Below are 20858 nucleotides of genomic sequence, written 5' to 3'. Positions count from 1 at the left end.
GAATTTATTTTTTATATTTTTTAATTAATTCATTACGTTTTATTTTCAGGTGATCGCTTAATCCCACCTGGTAGGTTTCCGGCTTATTATGTCGTTTGTACCCTTCGGGTAATTGGCTTAAGCGTGCTTTGCTGTATTGGGCAATTTCCTGCAATGATTTTGCTGGCATTAACCGTTTGCCATGTTCCATCATTTTGTGGAGTAAGGGCTCAAACTGGTAATGATCATGAGATATTAATTGTTCCATTTCAAAAGGCGCGTAGACTCTGTCCAAGTGGGTCTCATCGATTAATCCAACGACATCCATGCCTAAAAATCTCTCTTGCTGTACTAAACGAAAGACTTGTTTTTTATAGGGTAAGGTAATTTTGGTCGTGGATTCAGAAAGTTTCAGCCGCGGTTTTTCGTTAGCAAAAGCTAATTTATAAACTCCATCCAAAGCAGCATCCGGAGCGCCAATAACCAAATTGGTTCCCACCCCGAAAATATCAATGGGTGCTTTTTGCTCGCGCAGAGTTTGTATTCTTTCCTCGTCTAATTGATTGGAGGCCACTATTTGAACATAATGCAAACCTGCATCATTCAGCATTTGTCGTGATTTTTTTGCCAATTCTGCCAAATCGCCGCTATCCAGTCGAATGGCTTGTAATCGATGCCCACGTTGCTCCATTTCCTTGCCTATGCAAATTGCATTAGGTACACCGCTTTCCAACGTACTGTATGTATCCACCAGCAAGGTGCAATTATCAGGCCATATTTCAGCAAAATCCCGGAATGCATCCAATTCACTGTCATAACTTTGTATGAATGAATGAGCCATTGTTCCCGAAATGGGAATATTATAATCACGTCCTGCGCAGACGTTGCTTGTCGCATCAAAGCCACCAACAATCGCTGCCCGGCTGGCATAATAACCCCCCGGACCCTGGGCTCTGCGCAACCCAAAATCAACCAGTTTACAGTCGCCGGAAACATGTCTAATCCTGCTGGCTTTGGTAGCAATAAGAGTTTGAAAATTAAGTAAATTTAAAAGAATCGTTTCAATAAGTTGCGCCTCGATGATATTGGCTTCAATCGTCACAATAGGCGATGTAGGGAACACTATATCTCCTTCCATGTGCGCATAAACAGTTCCCTTAAAGCGGAAGTTTTTCAAATAATTGAGAAACTCTGGATGCATTCCCTTATCCTGTAAAAAATGAAGGTCGCGATCATTGAAGTGATAGTTTTCTAAAATGTCCAATAAATCTGATAAACCCGCAAAAACAGCATATCCAGAGTTAAAAGGAAGTTTTCTGAAAAAATAATCAAAGACTGCAGTATTTGTATGACCTTTCAAAAAATAAACCTGGGCCATGGTCAGTTGGTATTGATCTGTATAACTTCCGGTAAAATCAAACATGTGCAACGATATCCTTTTTCTTACAAGTCCACTAGATAGAAATTCGATTATATAACCATAATTTCAATTCAAAATACTCTTCCTGAAAATTTCTTTTATGAGTTATCAGTAGTGAAAGAAATAAAGGCAGTTGATTGAATATACTCGTGCAGAGAGGCAAATTCAGGGCCAAGACGGAATTTTTGTTAGCAACTTAATCAAAATATCAGTCAATTGTGTTAGTTGTTGACTAATATCTGTCATGTGTTAGATTTTAATTCATTGAAAACCAATCTTATTTTACTTAAAACACTATTTGCCCATGGAGTGAAAGGATGAAGGTCTACCAGCTTAGGATACTTATTGATGAATTGAAAAATACTAGTTTATCGTTAAAAGCACCTCTTGAAACCCGTGCCTTGAAACTAAAAATGGATGATTTGTTGGATCGATATGAGGAAGAAGAGGATGTTACTCCGGAAATGGTACGTTCTCTAAAAGGGATAATTAATCAATTTTGGAAGGGCGTACTGCGTATCATTCCTTGCGAACAAAGGGAGCTGTGGACCATCACACCCTTTGTTGAGCCTTGGCTTAAATTTCAATGTGCACTGGCAAGCGCAGGTTTATTAGAGGCTGATTTCCATCATTTGGGAGTGCACCAGGAATTACAAAATTATTATACCAGCTTGTCGGTAAAAGGGGATCCATTGAATGTCAACAAACTTATCCCCTTAATCATTTGTGCTGCCCGTATGCTGGGTTATGCTGAGAACCATGAACTCGAAAATTATCCATTTTCCAAATTAAGTCAAAAAATTTCTGCGAACAGGCCACAGGAAATAGAAAAAATCGAAGATATAATGTTTCTTTTACGAACCCTTTTTTATTTAATGCATAAACATTGCACCGTGGAACAAATCGCTTTACTCCCTTCCTTGATCCATTTTCGTTACCCTACAACAGATGAGGAGCGACGCTCTGAATTGGCAATTTTTAATTGGCTTACTCAACAAGTATCCGGATGTGCTCAATTTTTCAGTACCTATGATAGATTCATTAACATGCGGTCAATTAGAGAAATTGATGCCTTGCATCACATTACTGATTTATTGCCAACCGGACGAAGAAATTATCTTAAAGCGACAGACACGAATCGCTGGATTTATTCTTTTATTGCGAAATTCAGGTGTGAACCCCTTTTTGAAAAGGATAATGAGGAAGCAATAGAGGAAACAATTCGCCTATTAAAAGTTGATTTTAGTAGCAATAGAGATAATTCTCTTTCCCAGATTTTGGATTTTGCCAACTCAGTCAAAAATCAAGAGCGATTATTGCCCGGTTGGGAAGCAAAAATTGTTCACGCAGCACTATATGCATTTTGCATGGAAAAATATACGGACCAGTTTGCAGCAGATAAGCACCCCAAAGATACTTTTTCAGCGCGATGCGGGTGGGAATTACTAAAATGCAATGCAGCAGAAAAAAGAAAATTGGCAGCTGCTTCGGGCAAGCCGGTGAAATTGGGTTTTTTTGAATCTTTGGCTGCCAATCAGGGACGATTAAAAAAATTGATTGATTTCCTCGAGGCTAATTCAGATATGGGGGATACCGGCAGGTGTATACCAACTAATTAGTATTGCCTCAGCTCCCGCTTTACGGATGCAAATTTATAAGGAATATATGGGGAAATGAGCAACAGTTTTTAAATTTCGCCTCTTAGGTTGACATATTATAAAAATTATTCTATTTGAAATTTGCTTTTCCATATTGCGTAACATATATTTATTAGTAACTTCGGTGCCTTAAAATCATTTAAGTTTATTAAGAAAAGGAGTTCTTATGCGTGCCATCAATAAGCTATCCCTAGCTACTATGTTAGGTGTTTTAGCAGTATCACCTGGTGTTTATTCTGCAGATGCACCTGATATTTCCGGATCCTATAAATGCTCCTATCATGATCCCTTTACCACTCCCAATGACGGAACAGAAACTGTAGTTTTCAAAAAAAATGGCGATGTTTACAAAATTTCAGGCATTCCTACTGGAAGCGTATTTCCCTATTACATTGGTAAGGGCATAATGAATAAAAATGTTCCTAATGCGATTGGTTATATTTTTTGGCAACCCAAATCTCCAACTGTAACGACAATCCAGATTTTTACAATTAAACCGGATGGCTCTCTGGATGGGGTTTTTGCAGAAAGCAACAAGGATAAGGGTGGCACTGAAACCTGCACCAAATCGGCACAACAATAGAATTTACTCTAATAAAAGGTGATGATGAGAAAAGGAATTTATTATGAAAACTGCGATTAAGAATGTCTATTTAGTTACTGCATTATCTCTATCAACTTTATCAGCGTATGCGGATAACCCAAGCAGTTCCACAACCAATACGAGCACCACAAGTACGGAAACAAGTAGCACGACCAGTGGTACCTCATCTGTTCTGGGGAATTACCAATGCCAAAGAGCCGATGCTTCAAATAATACAGCTTCCTATCCTATGAGCATAACCAAGACAGGCGATACATATACTTTAGAATGGGATAGTAGTGCTGGAGATCCTGTTCTCTATGGCACAGGGGTTATGCATCCTAATGCGACTAATGTTATTGCTGCATCCTTCTGGGATCCCAGAAAGCCGGACACAATTGGAATTCAAATGATTGAAGTTAAATCAGATGGTTCTTTACAATCCAACTGGGTGTTGCAATCAGATAACCAAATAGGAACAGAGACTTGTACTAAAAGCAAATAAAAATATTTATCTGGAAGGTTACTTATCAAGGTAACCTTCCTGCTGAATTTGCTTTATATCAAAATATAAACTGGCTTTACTATTCATAATTGATTTCTCACCTTATAGTACATAATGGCAAGTGGTTCTTTCAGGAAATAACGCGACAGGTATTTATGTTTCGTCCAGCATATACTTTTTGTTGCTGGGGAACTTACCGCTTCAAGCCCAAATTTTTTTGCTACTAACAGAGCTCTGGGAGCATGGAAAGGTTCCGTAACTATAATAATGCGCTTATATTTTTTAGCCTGGAATATTTTTTCAGAAAAAAGCAGGTTTTCATAGGTAGTAGTGGAGGCGGATTCAAGAAGGATATCCTTGGCAGGCACCCCTAAAGACAGGGCAATTTTTTTCATTGTCAGGGCTTCATTTGCTCCATCTTCTATATCGGTCCCCCCTGAAAAAAGAAGATTGGGGGCATAATGGGCCTTATATAAATTCACTGCATGTTTCACCCGGGCGACGAGACATGGGTTGTATGAGTTTTCACGATAAGCTTTTGCACCAAGAACCAGAATCACATCCGCTTGTTTTTTCTCATCAGTCTCGGCATTTTTTATAACATAAATAGCCAAAGATGAATAAACAAGAAGTGATATGACAAAGAAAAAAACACCTAATTGCAGAAACAGTTTCATAAGCCGTTTATTTACCTTTGATTGTTAAGAGGTAAAATTCTAGCAGATTATCTTTATATATATGAGGCCAAAAAGGGTTTAAGGTTGATCTCATTCATTTGCGATGGACATTGAAGCTCTCCGTTCGCGGGGAGCTTCAAAATGGTAGCAAAGCGGGATTAAAAAATTTGTGAAGATTGTTCAGGTACATCCCTTGAGTTTTTACGCATGTAATTGATAAAAGTGCATGAAGGTAACGATTAATAATGTTGATGATATCGTGGGTAGGGTGTTCCATTTTCTACTACAATATAATCTCTGGGGGGGATCCACCGATGAATATTTTTCCATCTTGAATGATGGTGGTGGCGGAAATATTTGAACCGTGGATAATCATCATGGGTATGATAATAAGCAAAACCTGCGTTGGAAAATAAGGCAGCTGCACCTAATATAGTGCTCACCAAAATTTTTTTAAACATCTTGTATTCCCCTCTGATTGTGTTCTTTGAGGCTTAGTTTAATTATTAAATGTAACAGGGATATATCAAGAGCTTTTGAAATTGTAACAAGATTGTTACATAAGAAAGGATATGAGTGTGCAGCAGAGCCGAAGAGGAATACAAAAGTTTTTCAATTTCCGAAATAAGCTGCACGCGATCCCTTCAATGACCGTCTTTTTATACAGATAAAAAGCCTCGCTGGTGATTTGATTCAATGTCAGCTAACTCTTTTTCCAAATCAATAGGCTCATTGCGTACTCGAGGGGCGGCGCAGTGTGCCATTGCTTTTGACAAATAATGAGTTGCAAAGGGACTAAAACAAGCCATAACCATAATAGTAGCAGGCATTGTAGCGAGAAAAGTAATGCTTGTTGATGAGGAAACACCACTTGCTTTCATAATATAATAAATACTCATATGGACACCAGCACTTAAAGCTATCAGCGCCAAATAGGTACATTTTCTAAAACACTCGTTTTCATCAAGACGGGAAGTATAATTGGCAATTTTCCGTTTTCGTTTCTCTACGTTGGACAAATAAATTTTTTCCCGCTCATCAATCAGTTTTTGTATTGTGGGATTCACATATTTATTTTCTATTTCAGGAAGGATTTGTTTACTCTTGTAGAAAGAAAAAAAAAGGTGAGGTTTGTGTTCATAGAGCACCTGTGCTGCCAGAGTAATTAATTTAGGAACTTCCTTGGGTTGATTGATAAATGGCATTTAAGAACCTCTATTGTTTAAAAAGGAATTCCATTATATAACAATAACTTAGTGTGTCATTATTTTGAGCAAAAATTTTTAATAAATACCAATAGAATTCCTTGTTCATAATGAATTAAGCTAAGAGGTTGAAGCTATCTGATTATTTTGGAAACGAGGTTGAGGATCAAAGATGAGGAATTTTTTTCTTGGGATGCTTTATCCACTAAAAGGCATCAAATACCTGCTTACTCCAGGATTAAAGCGATTTATCCTTTTACCTCTAGCATTTAATTTGATGATGTTTGTAGGCCTGTTCTATCTTGTCCAGCATTTTGTACTCCCTTATGCTTATTACTACCTGGATAAATTGCCTTCCTGGTTAAGTTTTCTCAGCAGTGTCTTGTTTATCATTTTTGTTCTGAGTTATTTCTTGATGTTCTTGTCCCTGTTCACGGTATTTTTTAATCTGGCTGCCGCTCCTTTTAATGGACTTCTCTCTGAGCGCACACAAAATTTACTTTTTCAAAGTACGATTCCCCCCATACCGTTTCATAAGATGGTGATCCGCAGTATAAAACGGCAAGGTGAATTTCTTGGTTATTTTTTACCAAGATTCCTGATTATGGGTATTTTATTCTTTATACCTTTGCTGCAACCAATTTATCCTTTTTTATGGTTTCTTTTTAATGCCTGGATACTTAGCATTCAATACCAGGATTTTGCGATGGATAATAATTTGGTCAGCTTTAAAGACATGCGGAGAAAAGTGGCTGGAAATAAAATGCGCTCACTGGGATTTGGTTTTTCTATCAATTTGATCAGTTTTATACCCCTTTTAAATTTATTGACCATGCCTACAGCGGTTATCGCAGGCACCTTACTTTACTTTAGGGGCAATGATCATTTGCTCGAAAAACAAAATCCAAACCATAAAAAAATTACATCAAGCCCCACTTATTAAGAGACCAGGCAGAAGGTTCTAGTTTGGCTTTATCAAAGATAGAACCCTCTGGCTTAATGGTTCCAAGAGTAAAGCATCCTAAGGCCTGGTACCGCCGAGGTCTTGTGGAAGAGCCAGCCCTTTAATAAGCTTGCACCACAATTTTTCCTACTGCTTTCCCTGACTCCCATAAGGAATGAGCTTTTTCAATATTTTCAAAATAGAAGAGATGGGGATCAATAAGGGGTTTTAAATAACCTTCATCTGTTAAATTAGCAATTTCGCTTAAAATTTTGCCATGTCGTTCGCGTTGTTCATTACGCAATAAAGGCAATAACATAAAAACAGCATGCAAGCTGGCTGATTGGGCGTGTAATGGCGCAAGATCATGGGTTGAATTAGCCTGAATACTGACCACATTTCCGTATGGGGCAACCGCAGCTAACGATTTATCAAGATTTTCTCCCCCAATAGTATCAAATACTACATCAAATCCTAAGCCTTTGGTAAAGCGATTAACGTAATCCTGGACTGATTCAATACGGTAATTGATCGCTTCTTTGGCTCCAAGGGATTTCGCAATGTCTGCTTTATCGGAAGAAGAAACAGTGGTATATACTTCAGCTCCAGCCCATTTTGCCAATTGAATTGCGATATGACCAACACCGCCTGTGCCGGCATGTATTAATACTTTTTGTCCTGGTTTAATCTGTGCCTTATCGAACAATGCTTCCCATGCAGTGATAGAAACCAGAGGTAATGCCGCTGCTTCAACCATACTTAACTCATTAGGTTTTTTGGCGATCAATCGAGCATCGGCAAGCATAAACTCAGCAAGTGCGCCGCTTTCATTGAGAAAACCACCCGCACACCCATAGACTTCATCACCTACTGAAAAATCAGCAACGTTTTCACCAATTTCTTCGATAATACCTGCTACATCACTGTGCAAAATAGCCGGAAAAGGGGGAGAAATATGGCTGTATTTGCCAGAGCGAACTTTACAGTCAACAGGATTTACGCTGGTTGCTACAACTCGGATGAGCACATAGCCAGGTTTAATTTTAGGTTTGGGAAGTTCAATCGTTTTAAAGACTGAAGAATCACCAAAAGATGATATTGCTTGTGCTTTCATGGCGTCCTCCTAACTTGATGCAGCAGATTTTTATTAAAAAAAGTGATGAGGTAAACTTTACCTTCCAAAAATTAATATATTAAGAAAATCATAGACTAATTTCCAGAACTGTCGATTCGCTTTTTTCGCAGATACCCCAAAGAGCATAACAGATCTGCTCCTAAATACACTATGGTTTTCCTTGACCATTGAGTTTATGATGAATGAAGTTGAGAAAGGATAAGAATATGTGGCAATCAAATCTGGCTGCAAAAATAAGGATAAAATACCCGATTATTCAAGCACCCATGGCAGGCGGGGCCACTACTCCTGAGTTAGTCGCTGCGGTGTCTAATGCAGGTGGTTTAGGCTCATTAGGCGCTGGGTATATGAATCCTTCTGAAATTCGGGAGGCCATAAAAAAAATTCGCGAATTAACCAGCAAGCCTTTTGCCGTTAATCTTTTTATTCCTGGAAAATACAATGCCTCACCAGCCCAGATTCACAAAGCATGTAAAGATATTGAACGCTCCTGCCAGGAGTTAAACATGGACATTGAACCGCTTTCTGAACCTTATGCGCCATCTTTTAATGAGCAAGTAAATGTTCTGATTGAGGAAAAAATACCTGTTTTCAGTTATGCATTTGGTGTATTGGATTGGGGTTGGATCTCCCAATTTAAAAATAACTCCACCTTTTTGATTGGCACGGCGACGTCTCAGGCGGAAGCAAGGGTGCTTGCAGAATCGGGAATTGACGCCCTGGTTGCCCAAGGCAGCGAAGCAGGAGGCCATAGAGGAACTTTTATTGGTAAAGAGGAAGACGGCTTGCTGGGTTTATTCAGTTTGATCCCCCAATTGGTGGATCAAATAAAAATACCCATTATTGCTGCGGGTGGAATTATGGATGGCCGGGGGATTATTGCTGCACGTGCTTTAGGTGCTGAAGGAGTTCAAATGGGAACGGCTTTTCTCAGTTGTTTTGAAGCGGGAATTCCTGATGTATACAAACATACCTTGCGTACTCAAAAACAGGATAACACCGTACTCACGCGCGCATTTTCTGGAAAATTGGCACGAGGCATACGTAATCAATTTATTGAAAGAATGAGTAATAAAACAAGTATTTTGCCCTATCCTGTTCAGAATGCTTTAACAGGCAAGATGCGAAAAAAAGCAAAAGAAAAAAATAATATTGATTTTATGTCTATGTGGGCCGGGCAATCAGCCCCATTATGCAGGAATGTGCATGCCAGTGAGTTAATCAGTGCTTTGGTGCGTGAAACAGAGGCGTTTACATGTGACTTCGAAGATTAGCGGCTTTCTTTTATTTTTCCAGAAATATAGTTGTAAAATGTAGGTAAAGCAGCTTCCATAGTGGGTTGATAGGGACCTGTCTGATTTTCCCCTTGCTCGTAAAGGGCTTTTCTCCCTTGGTGGATTTTTATGCATATTTCTTCATCTTCTAAAGCTGTTTCCAGATAAGCTGCTTGTGCTGCTGCGCATAAGTCGGGGTTAGATAGCAAAATATCCTTGGGATGAAAAAACTCCACGCTATTGATGCATTGATCGATTCCTGTAGGCGATACCATACTAATGACTAGCATAAAAGGAAAGCACTCAATCATAATATTGGGATAATAAGCGAACCAAACTGCACCATACTGAGGTAAATCACCATTAGTTTGCGCCAATAACGCATCCTGGTATAATTTAAAGCAAGCAGAACCCGATTTTGATAAATCGGATTGGATCCCCACATATTGAACGGAGTACTTATCATTGAGGGTCCATTCGAGTTGGCGCACATCTACCAACCGTCTCAATCCATTATGAAAGAAAGGTATATGATAATCATCAAGATATACCTCCATAAATATTTTCCAGTTGAACAAATAGTGTTGGTATTTTGCTTCGGTGAATACATAATCAGAAAAATCAAACACGCTACTTGCCTTGGCATCAAAGACATTTGCTTCTATTTTATTGTTACCTCTGAAAAGAAGCCCATTCCATTCACTTACCACATCTTTTTTTAAATTAAAGCATGGTTTGGGGTCAAATTGCGGTGCATGAATCAATTCACCTTGAGTAGTATAAGACCAACTGTGAATCGGGCAGCGGATTCTTTTCACATTTCCTGAATCGGATAAAATGATTGCCTGACGGTGGCGGCAAATATTAGAGAGTACGCTGATTCCCTCCTCATGATGAATTAACATTTCTTTATCATTACTGCGTTTCAGGACATAGTAATCGTTTAGATTCGGTACCATGAGCTGATGTCCTACATATTCAGGACTGTGCTGAAAAATATATTCTTTTTCAAGCTGATAAATCGAGGGATCAAAATACCAATTGATTGGAATGGGATGATATCGACTGATCATAGAATAGCTCCTCTCCCTATAAATAACGGGCGCATGGTTCGATTCCCTTATAACGCAAAGGATCAATTCTGTTTATAAGATTATAGCCTTAACTGAACCTATTTTGAAAACCATAGTAGACAAATCTGCAGCACGTAATTTGGAGCAATTGTTAGGTTCTCGAATACATTTTGCCAGGATTATCCTGAATGCCGCAGTGGCGTGTGTACAGGCTGCGGCATTCAGGATATATGTTCACAGATTTAGTGTGTATTCATCGTCTTTCATTTCAAAGTCATTATCCATAGCTTGGGAGAAAAATCCCATTCCAGTCTGGCTGACAGGGACTTGGTTCAAGGGCGAACTTGCTTGATGAGTATTTGGTTTTCTTTGTAAATACTCAATTTGTTGCTGCAGATGATTCATTATTTGACCGTCACTTGTCTGGGGATCCTTGATGGCTTCAAGAACTTTAATGACTTGTTTGTAGGTTTCAATAGTTTCCCTGATGAATTGGTTTTGAACCAGGTTTTTTGCTCGTGACAACAGTTGCATTGCCATACTCCGATAAGCCGCATCGCTCGGTGTTTTATCGAGTAAAACAGGATTAAAAGGATTTTTTTCAGCTGCCAGTGACAATTGACTTAGCATTCCTTCAATACTTGTATCAATTTGTTGTATTTCCTTAAGGGATATCGTTTCGAATTGTTCCAGTAGGGCTTCTTGTTGTCTTACCAGTTGTCCTTCACTCAATAAATACTCATGGTTTGCAAATTTGGATGATTCAAGATAGGTATCTGTTGAAAGTTCTCTTTCATAAAAGTCATGGAATTGTTTGAAATTAATTACCGGATCGCCGATTTTCTGCTCCTCGGGAGTTTTATTTTGAATCAGACCAAATGCTTTTATGGCATTTGTCATGGCTTCATTTCCTGCATGCTGTTTCATCGACTCATAACATGCATCGGATAAATTAATATACAATTCTGTTAGTTTTCTATAACTGTCATCATTTAATTTTGTATGGAGCAGATTTTTGATGCCCTCCAGATAACATTCTCCTGCTTTAACATATTCCTTAAGATTAAAATAGAAGGTAGCAAGACTGTAGTAAGCTTCCGTAAGGGCATGCAAATCGTCGGGTGTTTTCTCGCTAATTTGCAAATAAATAGTGATTCCCTGTCCATATTCTTCAATTATTTTTTCTTTTGCTGCCTGCTTCCTTTCCAACTGGTGAGCTCTTTTAATTTTTAATTTGGCAAGTTCTCTCTTTTCTTCCATATGCTGTTCTCCCTTTAATGTGTTCCATTGAATCTATCATCACAGTACCATCAGGAAGTATTAAAACACAATTGGCGTATTCTGGGGTAAAAAGAGGTATCACCCGTATTATGCTGCGCTAATACGGGCATTAATGGAGTATCTTACTTGAGAAGTTTTTTTATGAATTACTCAACGGTAATCAGTGTTGATAATTCCCTCAGGGCAATAAAGAATATCGTGTAATCAATACTCGAACTGCTAAGGAGCATTTCCAGTAATTTTTCCCATCGTTGATGAATAAAACGGTTTTTGGAAAACCAATAGTCAATTAATTTATCTGAATCCAGTTTTTTTTGATCTTTAATTAAAATGACAATGGTTAAACGGCGTTGCAAGTTATCCAGTTCATCCCGCAGGGATAATCGTGCCAGGCTGTTCCAATGACCTTCACGAGAATCATTACCAATTTGATCACGGAACCACACCAGACTAAATTTACTGCCTACTTTAAAATAAACTTCAGCAGTACGGGCCAGATCAAATTTATTTTGTGTCGCTACTTCCACCACATTTAATACAGTATACATAGCGCGAGTTGCGGCAATTTTTTTGGCAGCCTCTTCAGATAATCCAATGCCCATGAACTGGGTGACAATCTTGTCAAGATATTCTTTGGTGACTCCTGCCATTAAATCTGGAATTGATTTTTCGAGCTTGCCAATTGATTGACTGTAATGAGCAATATTATTGGCAATCCCGCCTTCAAGACGTTTATGGTGTAAAAACCATCGTGTTGCCAGATTCATTAATTGCCTTACATGATGAAGCAGCTCATATTGAGTTTGTACCGATACTTTATAATTAAGTGAATCAATTAACTGGTGCAGGTCCTCTATTTTGTAAGCCTTGGCGGCAATAATATAGGCACGGGCAATATCTGATACTGATTGTCCCGTTTCCATTTGCATGCGGTACATAAAGGTAATACCCATGCTGTTAACAATCTGGTTACTCAATTGGGTGGCAATAATCTCTCGTCGCAAGCGATGACTTTGCATTGATTTAGCATAATTTTTTATCAGCAGCGAAGGAAAACCAGTTTGCAGTATGGTTGCAAAATAGGGATCATCAGGCAGATCAGATTTTAATAATTCCCCGGTGATGTACATTTTGGTATAAGCCATAATGATGGATAATTCAGGACGCGTGAGTCCCTGGCCTGCTGCTTTACGTTCCAGAAGATGTTTGTCGTCAGGAAGGAATTCCACACTTCTATCCAAATGGACTACGCTTTCCAATTCTTTGATATAAGCCTGGTATAAACCGCTATAGGGCAGGGAGTTCATGGCAGAAAAGCCTAAAACCAGCGCCTGGTTGTAATTATCTTGTAAGACAAGCTGGGCGACTTCCTCAGTCATTTTTGTCAGTAATTGATTGCGTTTTTTCTCCGTGAGTTTCCCTTGGTTCATTTCCTTATTCAGGAGAATTTTAATATTCACTTCATGGTCTGAGCAATTAACACCTGCCGAATTATCAATAGAATCGGTATTAATCAACCCTCCTGTTAATGCATATTCAACCCTCCCCAGTTGCGTAAAACCAAGATTACCGCCTTCACCTGCAATTTTACAGCGTAACTCATTCCCATTGACCCGGCAAAATTCATTGGTTTTGTCGCCCACATCGGCATGGGATTCGGTTGATGCTTTCACATAAGTACCAATCCCTCCGTTAAATAATAAATCAACTGGTGCTTTTAAGATGGCACGAATCAGCTCGTTAGGGGTAAGGGAGTCATCAGTAATATCCAGGACTTTTTTTACTTCCGGAGTGATGGTAATCGCTTTGCTTGAACGTTTATAGATGCCGCCGCCTTTGGAAATTAATTGAGGATTGAAGTCTTCCCATGATGAAGCGGGCAAATGAAATAAACGCTGGCGTTCCTCAAATGATTGGCGTCCATTAGGATGGGGATCGATAAATATATGGCGATGATCAAATGCTGCAATTAAAAGGGCATGGTGCGTGTAGGTTAATCCGTTTCCGAATACATCCCCGCTCATGTCACCAATCCCCACAACGGTAAAATCCTGTTCTTCAATATTTATGTCGAGTTCACGGAAATGCCGTTTGATGGATTCCCAAGCACCACGAGCAGTAATGGCCATTTTTTTATGATCATATCCAGCAGAGCCACCTGAGGCAAAGGCATCTCCGAGCCAGAATTTGTATTCCTTGGCAATTCCATTGGCAAGATCTGAGAAGGTCGCTGTTCCTTTGTCTGCTGCGACTACCAGATAGGGGTCTGCTTCATCATAACAAACAGTATTTTTGGGGGCGACAACACGATCATCTACCAGATTGTCGGTAAGATCTAATAATCCTCTGATAAAAGATTGATAACAGTGGATTACTTCCTGCTTTATCTGCTCACGATCGAGAAGATAAACTGGTTTTTTTAAAATAAAACCACCTTTGGCCCCGGAAGGTACAATCACTGAGTTTTTTACTTTTTGCGCTTTCATAAGACCCAGAATTTCGGTACGAAAATCTTCTGGGCGATCAGACCAGCGAATGCCTCCACGCGCTACTTTGGCGCTTCGCAGGTGTATGCCTTCAAACTCGGTTGAATATACAAAAATTTCATAAAGAGGCTGCCCAGGGGGTAAATCAGGCACTTTTGCCGTATGGAGTTTAAAGGACAAATAGTTTTTGGGCTCGCCATCTGAATTTAATTGAAAATAGTTGGTGCGTAGTGTGGCTTTGATTAAAGACCAGAAATAACGGATGATATGATCTTCATCCAGGCTGGTGATTGCATCAATGTCAGCCCGAATTTCGTGATCCAGTTCCGCCATTTTGTTTTTAGTAGTTGCATTTTGTTTCAGATTGAATTTTAAATAAAAAAGCTCAATCAGTTTTTTGGCTATTATGGAATATCCTGCGATGGTTTTTTCTATATATTGTTGGCTGAAGCGAAAACCAATTTGTTGCATGTATTTGGCATAGGCACGAATGACTGCGATTTCCCGCCAGGATAATCCTGCTCCCAAAACCAGCTTATTGAAACCGTCGTTTTCACAAGCTCCAACATGAATTTTTATCAACGCCTCATTAAAAAGACTATCTACCTGCTCGAGAGTGAGTAAATTGGGATGGGCGTAGGAAACATTAAAATCGCCAATCCAGACAAATTGATTAGGCTCGAGAGCAATTTTGTAGGGTCTCTCTGTATAGGTTCGTAATCCCATGTTTTCGATCATGGGTAAGATATCGGATAAGGGAATTGAACTGCCGAAGCGATACAGTTTGATGTGCAGAGGATGTTCTCCACGAGATGATTCGTAAAAAACAATTGCTAATGGGTTTTCTGGCGAAAGATTATCTATCTGCAAGAGATCCCCTATTGCCTCTTCCAGGGTGTGTTGCTCACAGTAACTCATTGACAATGCGGGGAGGTATTTCTCCGCCAGTTTTTTTCCCCGTTTAGGACCCAACTGTTTTATCAGTGCCTGATGCAAGTGATCTTTCCATGAGTTTTCCATATTAAAGTCTCGCAAAAGTCGGTGTTATTATTCAATAAGTATAGGACAGGAAATGGAAATTCTCTTGTTTTGACGCAGGGGGAATTAATTGTTCGATAAACTGGTTTTCATACTCCTACTGTATTTATTTCCGGAGAAGTTCATTCCTTCCTTTATTGTTATCCCTTGCAGAGATGTGTTGAAGATTTTGTATTTGCGCTTTTCTCATGTTGGACCTATTTATTGAGTATCGACATATCACCTTAAGCAAGGATCAAATAATACCTCTTTAGTGATTCCATGCGGAAAGGCGCTTGAATGGACTTTACGTTTTTAGCTTATAATGGCGAAAAAACTACTCTCTTGAGATTCATCAACTCTTTTTGGTTTTATATAATTAACTATTTTCCCGAAAAGTCCAAAATTTATGGCCCAAATAGGAGGTGAAAACTGGAAAAATCAGTCCCATTACATGTCCTATTTCCCGGGAGAATTGATGAATATCGAGGGCGGGTAATACATAAAAAACTAACAGTAAACTGACAAGCCAGGTTTGCAGCATCCCAATGCAGTTAACTAATATAAAAAAAATAAGGGATTGGACTAAAGTTTGTCCGCTTTGTTTAAAGACGAATAATTTTCCAAGAATAAAAGCAGTGATCATTCCAGTAATATAAGCCAGAAAAATGGATGTTGAAAAACTGAATGACTCGTTATAGAGAATTCTGCTACAGAAATTGACGGTAAAAGAGATAAATCCTGCAATCAAAAAGGCAATAAACTGTTTGGATTTAAAGTGTTGGATCACAACGCATCTCTTTTGCTTTTTAACCGTCTCAGCAGAATTTCGGTTTATAAGATATCTACTGCATTTTTCATGCCTTCCTGGCTGTGGTGACTGAAAAATAAATAAAATAATCTCTTACTATTTGCCAAAGCCAGAAAGTTTTTTTAAGTTAGGTTTTATTGGATGCACCTAATCTTCGTTTACCTCTGATTAAAACTTTTCCAGATTTTTTTTCCAACCCAAAGGATTACCAAAACAATACAAGCCCATAATAAAATCAAGGGTAAAAAATACACGAAAAATGCGATTAAACCGTAAGTAACATTGCGTAATTGATCTACCAGAGCATGATAAGAGTCAATAAACGTTTCTGTAATTTTCCATTGTTTTTGTTGGTTTGTTTGAATCAAAGGATTCATGCTTAAATTAATATTGATTAACGAAAAAGCGACAGATTCCTTGTAATATTTTATGCGTCCTTGCAGCACATCGATTTGCCCCTGGATGTCATTTAACTGTTTGAATACACTTAAAACATCCGAGGTTTTTGTTGCGCTGGCCATGATTTTTGTTAATTGTTCCTTGGCGGTTTGCAGATTAGTAAGTTGACTTTGTAAATCCACAAATTGTTGGGTAATGTCTTCACCGGTTACTGACTCCTGGATGACTTGTGTCGCCAGTGATTTCAAAGCACTTAATGCATTATTTAGCCCTTGAGCAGGTACCCTTATACTGATATTTGCAGTGGTATTACTGGCGTTGTTATTATCCTGTACTAAATTGGAGTTTACTACATAGCCCCCGGAACTCTCTGCTAATTGCGTGATTTTTTCCATGGTCGAATTAATGTTATTGACCTGTAAGGAAATGTCTGCATTGCGAATAATCATCCCCCGCATCACGTTATCTGGAGTCTGGCTCGAATTAGTCTGCACCTTATCACGCATCATTGCTATGGGACCGCCAGCGTAATTAGGGCCTCCCACTACGGCTTGCATGGGGACAGGAGAAGCTTCATACATTGTCGTACCGGCCCGGTTAAACCATTGAGAAATTATGAATAAAATAGCGAGTACACCAATGAATGCTAAAAAATAAAGAAGAATTTTTTTCATTATTATTTCTGCTCTGCGTAAGTCTCAATTAAAGTGTGGCAAAGGTTTTTTAAATTGTAAAATAAATAGACTCAATGTTTGAATTGAAAAGCAGGATTTGAGGTTTGCATGAAATCATTATACCGTGGTACTGAGAGCTATATCTACCACTCCATTGGGTGCAAACATATCGATAAAATGGTGATAGGTTTGAACGTCATTTCTGTTTTCTGATGCTCGCGAAAAAAATTGCTGAGTATAAATAACAATATCTTCTAGAATGCGTTCACAGCGGTAAAAGGTTAAAAGCATGGGATCGATCTCGGTCTTACCATAACCTTGATAAAAAAGATCTTCCTGATAGGGCAAATTCCAAACATTAGCTACACCACCACCGATAAACATCAAATCCCGTTCTTTGGGGGCCATTATCGGTTCATCCCAATCCACGATATAAAAAGACTGATCAGACGTCAGTAATACATTGCCTGCATGCAGATCAGAGTGACATAAAACCAGTTTGCGTGGACTGTTTTGTACTCTTTGAGCGAGATATTCAGCGCGCTCCACCAGTTTAATAATAATCCCCAACTTCTCTTTTATGAAGGTGAGCAATTTGAATGCAAATTCCTCGACGGCAACTATCCCTTCGATTTGCTTTAAAAATGCGCGTACATTTTTTCTCCATTTCGCAGGATACGATTCTTTTCGAATTCGTTGGGCAATGAAATCGGGACAATTTATTTCATGGATTCGTTTTAAAGTTTTGCCCAGGGTTATCCATTGCTCTTCCGTTAATTCCTGGTTAAAGCCATTTTCTCCTTTAATAAAGGGATAGACGATAAGACAAAACGGATCAATATCAAGAACAGGTTGCTTGGCGCTTGTTGCAATTGGCTGAATAATTTGTTGAATCGCGTTATGAGACAACAGTTTCACAACATCAAGCCCCACATCCTGAAATGTCCCTTTTTTTAATTTGACGAAGTAGGATTGATCTGGTGAGTCTGCTTTGTATAGGGAAGCATTCATATCAGCCCCTAATGCGAGCTGGCTCAGTTTAAGCGCATTGATGCGGTAGGCCCTTCTTAAGCACTCAATGATTTGTTGATCGGTAATGGCCTGTTTATCGAACATTTTTACCGCCAAAATTTATAGAACCAGCAATTTAATGCGGAAAATTGCTGGATTTGAATTCAGTTGCAACATGCCTGTTTATTGGTGCTGGTCACAAAAAGCCACACATACCTTGTGTTCTCTGACTTCGCCACCACAGGCGGAATAACACGCCCTGTAGGTCGACGCACATTGGCAGGAATTGTTACAGCTGCTGCTGCGGTCAAAGTCATTTATTGATTTACTAACGGGTAAGCCCATTCTTTTTTGCTCTTCTTTATAGTGTTTGTATTCAAACAGAGCGTTTTGCTGAGCTCTCATACGACAATTTTCATTGTCTACCCGACAACTTTGTTCACAATCATTTTTTCCCTGGATGCATTGGGCAGTGCACATTTTGGCTATATCTGATTTTGGGGGAACAAAACTATACTCGGTATTATAAATGGGACCACAGGCGGTGATCATGCTCACTAAAACCATAAAAGAAAAGATGAAGAATTTTTTGAGCATATGTTCCTCTATACATGAGTTATAAGGATGCACTAGTTCTGCCGTCAGCTTATGAGGCTCAGAAAAAACAGAACAAATCAGGCGTAGTTTATTGACACACGGTAAAAAAATCAAGCAAATAGCGTAAGGGACATTTCGCATGTTATTGTTACTTTTAATGCATTTATGTTATATAATTAATCAACTTGTGATCGTTACCTGATCCTGCTTTCATAATCAAAATTTAAACTATCTCCATGGACATTTCTTTTTTATTCGGCTTTTTAACTGGCTGCCTTGCTACAGGTCTGGGTGGGTGGCAGGTACAAAAATACAGGACTAACAGAAAAGGCGCTCTCGCCATAAAAAATAAAAAAATACTGGATTTGGACCTGCTTTTTCAAGACTACCCCCATTTCATGGGTCTTATTAAAAATGATATTAATAACCTGGTGTACAAGAATGTCCGGGAGTTTTTTGTTGTCGATAAGGAAGCTCTGATAAATTCATCTGTACCTCGATTTCGATATGAGTTGACTCCTGATATTATGGCTCCTCTGAATAGATTGGAAGAATTAGGTTTTATTGAGAAACTAAAAAACAATTGTCTTCACTATAAAATCGAAGAAGAGTTTATCCAGCAACTGAGAAAGGGATGAGTCAAACTTCAAGAGGATTTGGGGCCTAAATTTTTTTGTAAAGAGGATTAGAAAGCACTCTCGCTCATCATAATGAGGAATAACTCCAAATTTTTACTTTGAATCTGGTACTGAAAAAGGGGTATTCTTTCACTCTTGCCAGTGGGTTGTTCGCGGGTATTTTTTCCTAAGCCGCGGCCATAGATTGAAGCAAAAGGATTGTGTTTATGATGAAAAAAGCAGTTTTTAGTTTTTCTTTTTTATTGAGCCTGATAATTTCCCCTTTATTTGCTAAAGAAAACATTAAAAATTCTGTACTGCAAGGCAATGAGTGTATTGAAAGTATTGAGTCTCATGCCAGTGACGGTGGATTGTTTATGGATCAATGCCATCTGCACGATCGGGATATTCCACATATCGTTGCCTATCTTGACAAACACCCTGAAATTACTCGATTGAGTTTATCCGATAACCAGATTGGATATCAAGGTGCAGAGTTGCTCGCGTCCAATACACATATCCGTTATCTTTTCCTCACAGGAAACCGCATCGGCTCACTGGGGGCTGAGGCTTTATCCCAAAATACTTCTTTGATCTATCTTCTTTTGGGAGAGAACCATATTGGCCCTTACGGCGCTGAAGCATTAGCAAAGAATTCCACCTTGTTTTTCCTTTCACTCGACAGCAATCCTATTGGCGCTTCCGGGGCAAAAGAACTGGCAAAAAATAAAACCCTGATTCACCTTTCTCTAAGAAAAAGTCAAATTGGTGCAGCCGGTGCAAGGGCATTGTTTGCAAATGAAACATTAAAAAGCTTATATCTTGGCAATAACCATTTAGGCAATGAGGGTATAAAATTTCTGGAAAATAACCACTCCATTAATTTCATTGATTTAGAAAACAATAATATTGATCAGGATGGAATTCCAACCATAGTCCGTAAACCTAATTTGTTTTATCTTAATCTGGATAAAAATCCTATACATAATGCGGGGGCTGCTCTTTTGGCTCAAGCCAGTATGGTGAGATGGCTTTCTATTGCGGATTGCAGGGTGGGGATAGAAGGAGCTCAGGCTTTGGCTGCTTTGCATCATCTGGCCATGCTCAATATTGATAAAAATTTCATTGGTGATGAGGGAATTATTGCTTTGGCAAAAATGCGCTCGCTGAATAACCTGTATGCAAATAATAATTCAATCGGCGATGAGGGAGCAAAAAACCTGGCAAATGCAATACAGCTGCAAAATTTGAGTTTGAATCATAATCAAATTGGTGATGAGGGGGCATTGGCATTGGCTGAAACTGCAACACTGTATGCCTTGGACGTGGGTTATAATCAAATCAGTGTTATTGGAGTAAACGCACTGAAAAATAATGAAGCACTTGCTTATTTAAATACCCAGGGTAACCCGGGAGAGAAATAATACGAATTGAGAAAGCATCAATAATCAGAGTGCATACAGACTGAAAAAGGTGGGTGGTGGAGGGTGACTGAAACCCGGACGAAACACCC

The 20858-nt window shown here is 38.9% G+C and carries 19 protein-coding genes; 7 read left to right on the top strand and 12 right to left on the bottom strand.

Features of this window, described 5'->3' with window-relative positions; translation table 11 throughout:
- Positions 1-4: 4 nt before the first annotated feature.
- Positions 5-1402 (bottom strand): nicotinate phosphoribosyltransferase, encoded by a 1398-nt coding sequence (locus KYQ_RS08300; protein ID WP_010653035.1) that lies wholly within the window; start codon positions 1400-1402, stop codon positions 5-7.
- 314 nt (positions 1403-1716) lie between these two features.
- Between KYQ_RS08300 and KYQ_RS08295 the strand changes: the two genes are divergently transcribed.
- The 3 genes from KYQ_RS08295 to KYQ_RS08285 all read left to right on the top strand — a co-directional run bounded on the left by KYQ_RS08295 (position 1717) and on the right by KYQ_RS08285 (position 4145).
- Positions 1717-3018 carry a hypothetical protein gene (locus KYQ_RS08295; RefSeq protein WP_010653036.1) on the top strand — a complete coding sequence of 434 codons (1302 nt, stop codon included), beginning with the start codon at positions 1717-1719 and terminating at the stop codon, positions 3016-3018.
- 205 nt (positions 3019-3223) lie between these two features.
- Positions 3224-3640, top strand: coding sequence for a hypothetical protein (locus tag KYQ_RS08290; RefSeq protein ID WP_010653037.1), 417 nt, complete (start codon positions 3224-3226; stop codon positions 3638-3640).
- A gap of 43 nt (positions 3641-3683) precedes the next feature.
- Entirely contained in the window at positions 3684-4145 is a 462-nt protein-coding gene (locus KYQ_RS08285; RefSeq protein ID WP_010653038.1) for a hypothetical protein, read from the top strand.
- A gap of 83 nt (positions 4146-4228) precedes the next feature.
- Here KYQ_RS08285 and KYQ_RS08280 read toward each other — a convergent pair whose 3' ends face one another.
- The 3 genes from KYQ_RS08280 to KYQ_RS08270 form a co-directional block, all read right to left on the bottom strand.
- A complete protein-coding gene (locus tag KYQ_RS08280; protein ID WP_010653039.1) occupies positions 4229-4822 on the bottom strand; it encodes a YdcF family protein in 594 nt (197 codons plus the stop codon).
- A 239-nt stretch (positions 4823-5061) separates the two neighbouring features.
- Positions 5062-5283 (bottom strand): hypothetical protein, encoded by a 222-nt coding sequence (locus KYQ_RS08275; RefSeq protein WP_010653040.1) that lies wholly within the window; start codon positions 5281-5283, stop codon positions 5062-5064.
- Positions 5284-5481: 198 nt separating this feature from the next.
- Entirely contained in the window at positions 5482-6027 is a 546-nt protein-coding gene (locus KYQ_RS08270; RefSeq protein WP_010653041.1) for a hypothetical protein, read from the bottom strand.
- 172 nt (positions 6028-6199) lie between these two features.
- Between KYQ_RS08270 and cysZ the strand changes: the two genes are divergently transcribed.
- Positions 6200-6970 carry a sulfate transporter CysZ gene (cysZ, locus tag KYQ_RS08265; RefSeq protein WP_010653042.1) on the top strand — a complete coding sequence of 257 codons (771 nt, stop codon included), beginning with the start codon at positions 6200-6202 and terminating at the stop codon, positions 6968-6970.
- Positions 6971-7091: 121 nt separating this feature from the next.
- Here cysZ and KYQ_RS08260 read toward each other — a convergent pair whose 3' ends face one another.
- On the bottom strand, positions 7092-8084 hold the full coding sequence (locus tag KYQ_RS08260; protein ID WP_010653043.1) for a zinc-dependent alcohol dehydrogenase family protein: 993 nt from the start codon (positions 8082-8084) through the stop codon (positions 7092-7094).
- 227 nt (positions 8085-8311) lie between these two features.
- Here KYQ_RS08260 and KYQ_RS08255 point away from each other — a divergent pair, with 227 nt between their 5' ends.
- Positions 8312-9379 carry an NAD(P)H-dependent flavin oxidoreductase gene (locus KYQ_RS08255; protein ID WP_010653044.1) on the top strand — a complete coding sequence of 356 codons (1068 nt, stop codon included), beginning with the start codon at positions 8312-8314 and terminating at the stop codon, positions 9377-9379.
- Here KYQ_RS08255 and KYQ_RS08250 read toward each other — a convergent pair.
- The 7 genes from KYQ_RS08250 to KYQ_RS08220 all read right to left on the bottom strand — a co-directional run bounded on the left by KYQ_RS08250 (position 9376) and on the right by KYQ_RS08220 (position 18728).
- The gene (locus KYQ_RS08250) at positions 9376-10452 is read right to left on the bottom strand and encodes an aromatic ring-hydroxylating oxygenase subunit alpha (RefSeq protein WP_010653045.1); all 1077 of its coding nucleotides are present in this window, start codon (positions 10450-10452) and stop codon (positions 9376-9378) included. The genes KYQ_RS08255 and KYQ_RS08250 overlap by 4 nt on opposite strands.
- A 234-nt stretch (positions 10453-10686) precedes the next feature.
- Positions 10687-11712 (bottom strand): tetratricopeptide repeat protein, encoded by a 1026-nt coding sequence (locus KYQ_RS08245; protein ID WP_010653046.1) that lies wholly within the window; start codon positions 11710-11712, stop codon positions 10687-10689.
- 167 nt (positions 11713-11879) lie between these two features.
- On the bottom strand, positions 11880-15239 hold the full coding sequence (locus KYQ_RS08240; RefSeq protein WP_010653047.1) for an NAD-glutamate dehydrogenase: 3360 nt from the start codon (positions 15237-15239) through the stop codon (positions 11880-11882).
- A gap of 376 nt (positions 15240-15615) precedes the next feature.
- Positions 15616-16026 carry a GtrA family protein gene (locus tag KYQ_RS08235; RefSeq protein WP_010653048.1) on the bottom strand — a complete coding sequence of 137 codons (411 nt, stop codon included), beginning with the start codon at positions 16024-16026 and terminating at the stop codon, positions 15616-15618.
- A 179-nt stretch (positions 16027-16205) separates the two neighbouring features.
- Entirely contained in the window at positions 16206-17120 is a 915-nt protein-coding gene (locus KYQ_RS08230) for a DUF4349 domain-containing protein (protein WP_010653049.1), read from the bottom strand.
- 117 nt (positions 17121-17237) lie between these two features.
- Positions 17238-18236, bottom strand: coding sequence for a phosphotransferase (locus KYQ_RS08225; RefSeq protein ID WP_010653050.1), 999 nt, complete (start codon positions 18234-18236; stop codon positions 17238-17240).
- 78 nt (positions 18237-18314) lie between these two features.
- Positions 18315-18728: a hypothetical protein gene (locus KYQ_RS08220; protein WP_010653051.1), complete on the bottom strand. Its 414-nt coding sequence runs from the start codon at positions 18726-18728 to the stop codon at positions 18315-18317.
- 236 nt (positions 18729-18964) lie between these two features.
- On the opposite strand from KYQ_RS08220, the gene KYQ_RS08215 reads away from it, so the two are divergent.
- Both KYQ_RS08215 and KYQ_RS08210 read left to right on the top strand, forming a co-directional pair.
- Entirely contained in the window at positions 18965-19366 is a 402-nt protein-coding gene (locus KYQ_RS08215) for a hypothetical protein (RefSeq protein ID WP_010653052.1), read from the top strand.
- 206 nt (positions 19367-19572) lie between these two features.
- Positions 19573-20769 carry a leucine-rich repeat domain-containing protein gene (locus KYQ_RS08210; RefSeq protein ID WP_010653053.1) on the top strand — a complete coding sequence of 399 codons (1197 nt, stop codon included), beginning with the start codon at positions 19573-19575 and terminating at the stop codon, positions 20767-20769.
- Positions 20770-20858: the final 89 nt, after the last annotated feature.

The sequence above is a fragment of the Fluoribacter dumoffii NY 23 genome (genome assembly GCF_000236165.1).
Classification (GTDB): domain Bacteria; phylum Pseudomonadota; class Gammaproteobacteria; order Legionellales; family Legionellaceae; genus Legionella; species Legionella dumoffii.
This window is presented reverse-complemented; position numbering and strand designations above follow the sequence as displayed.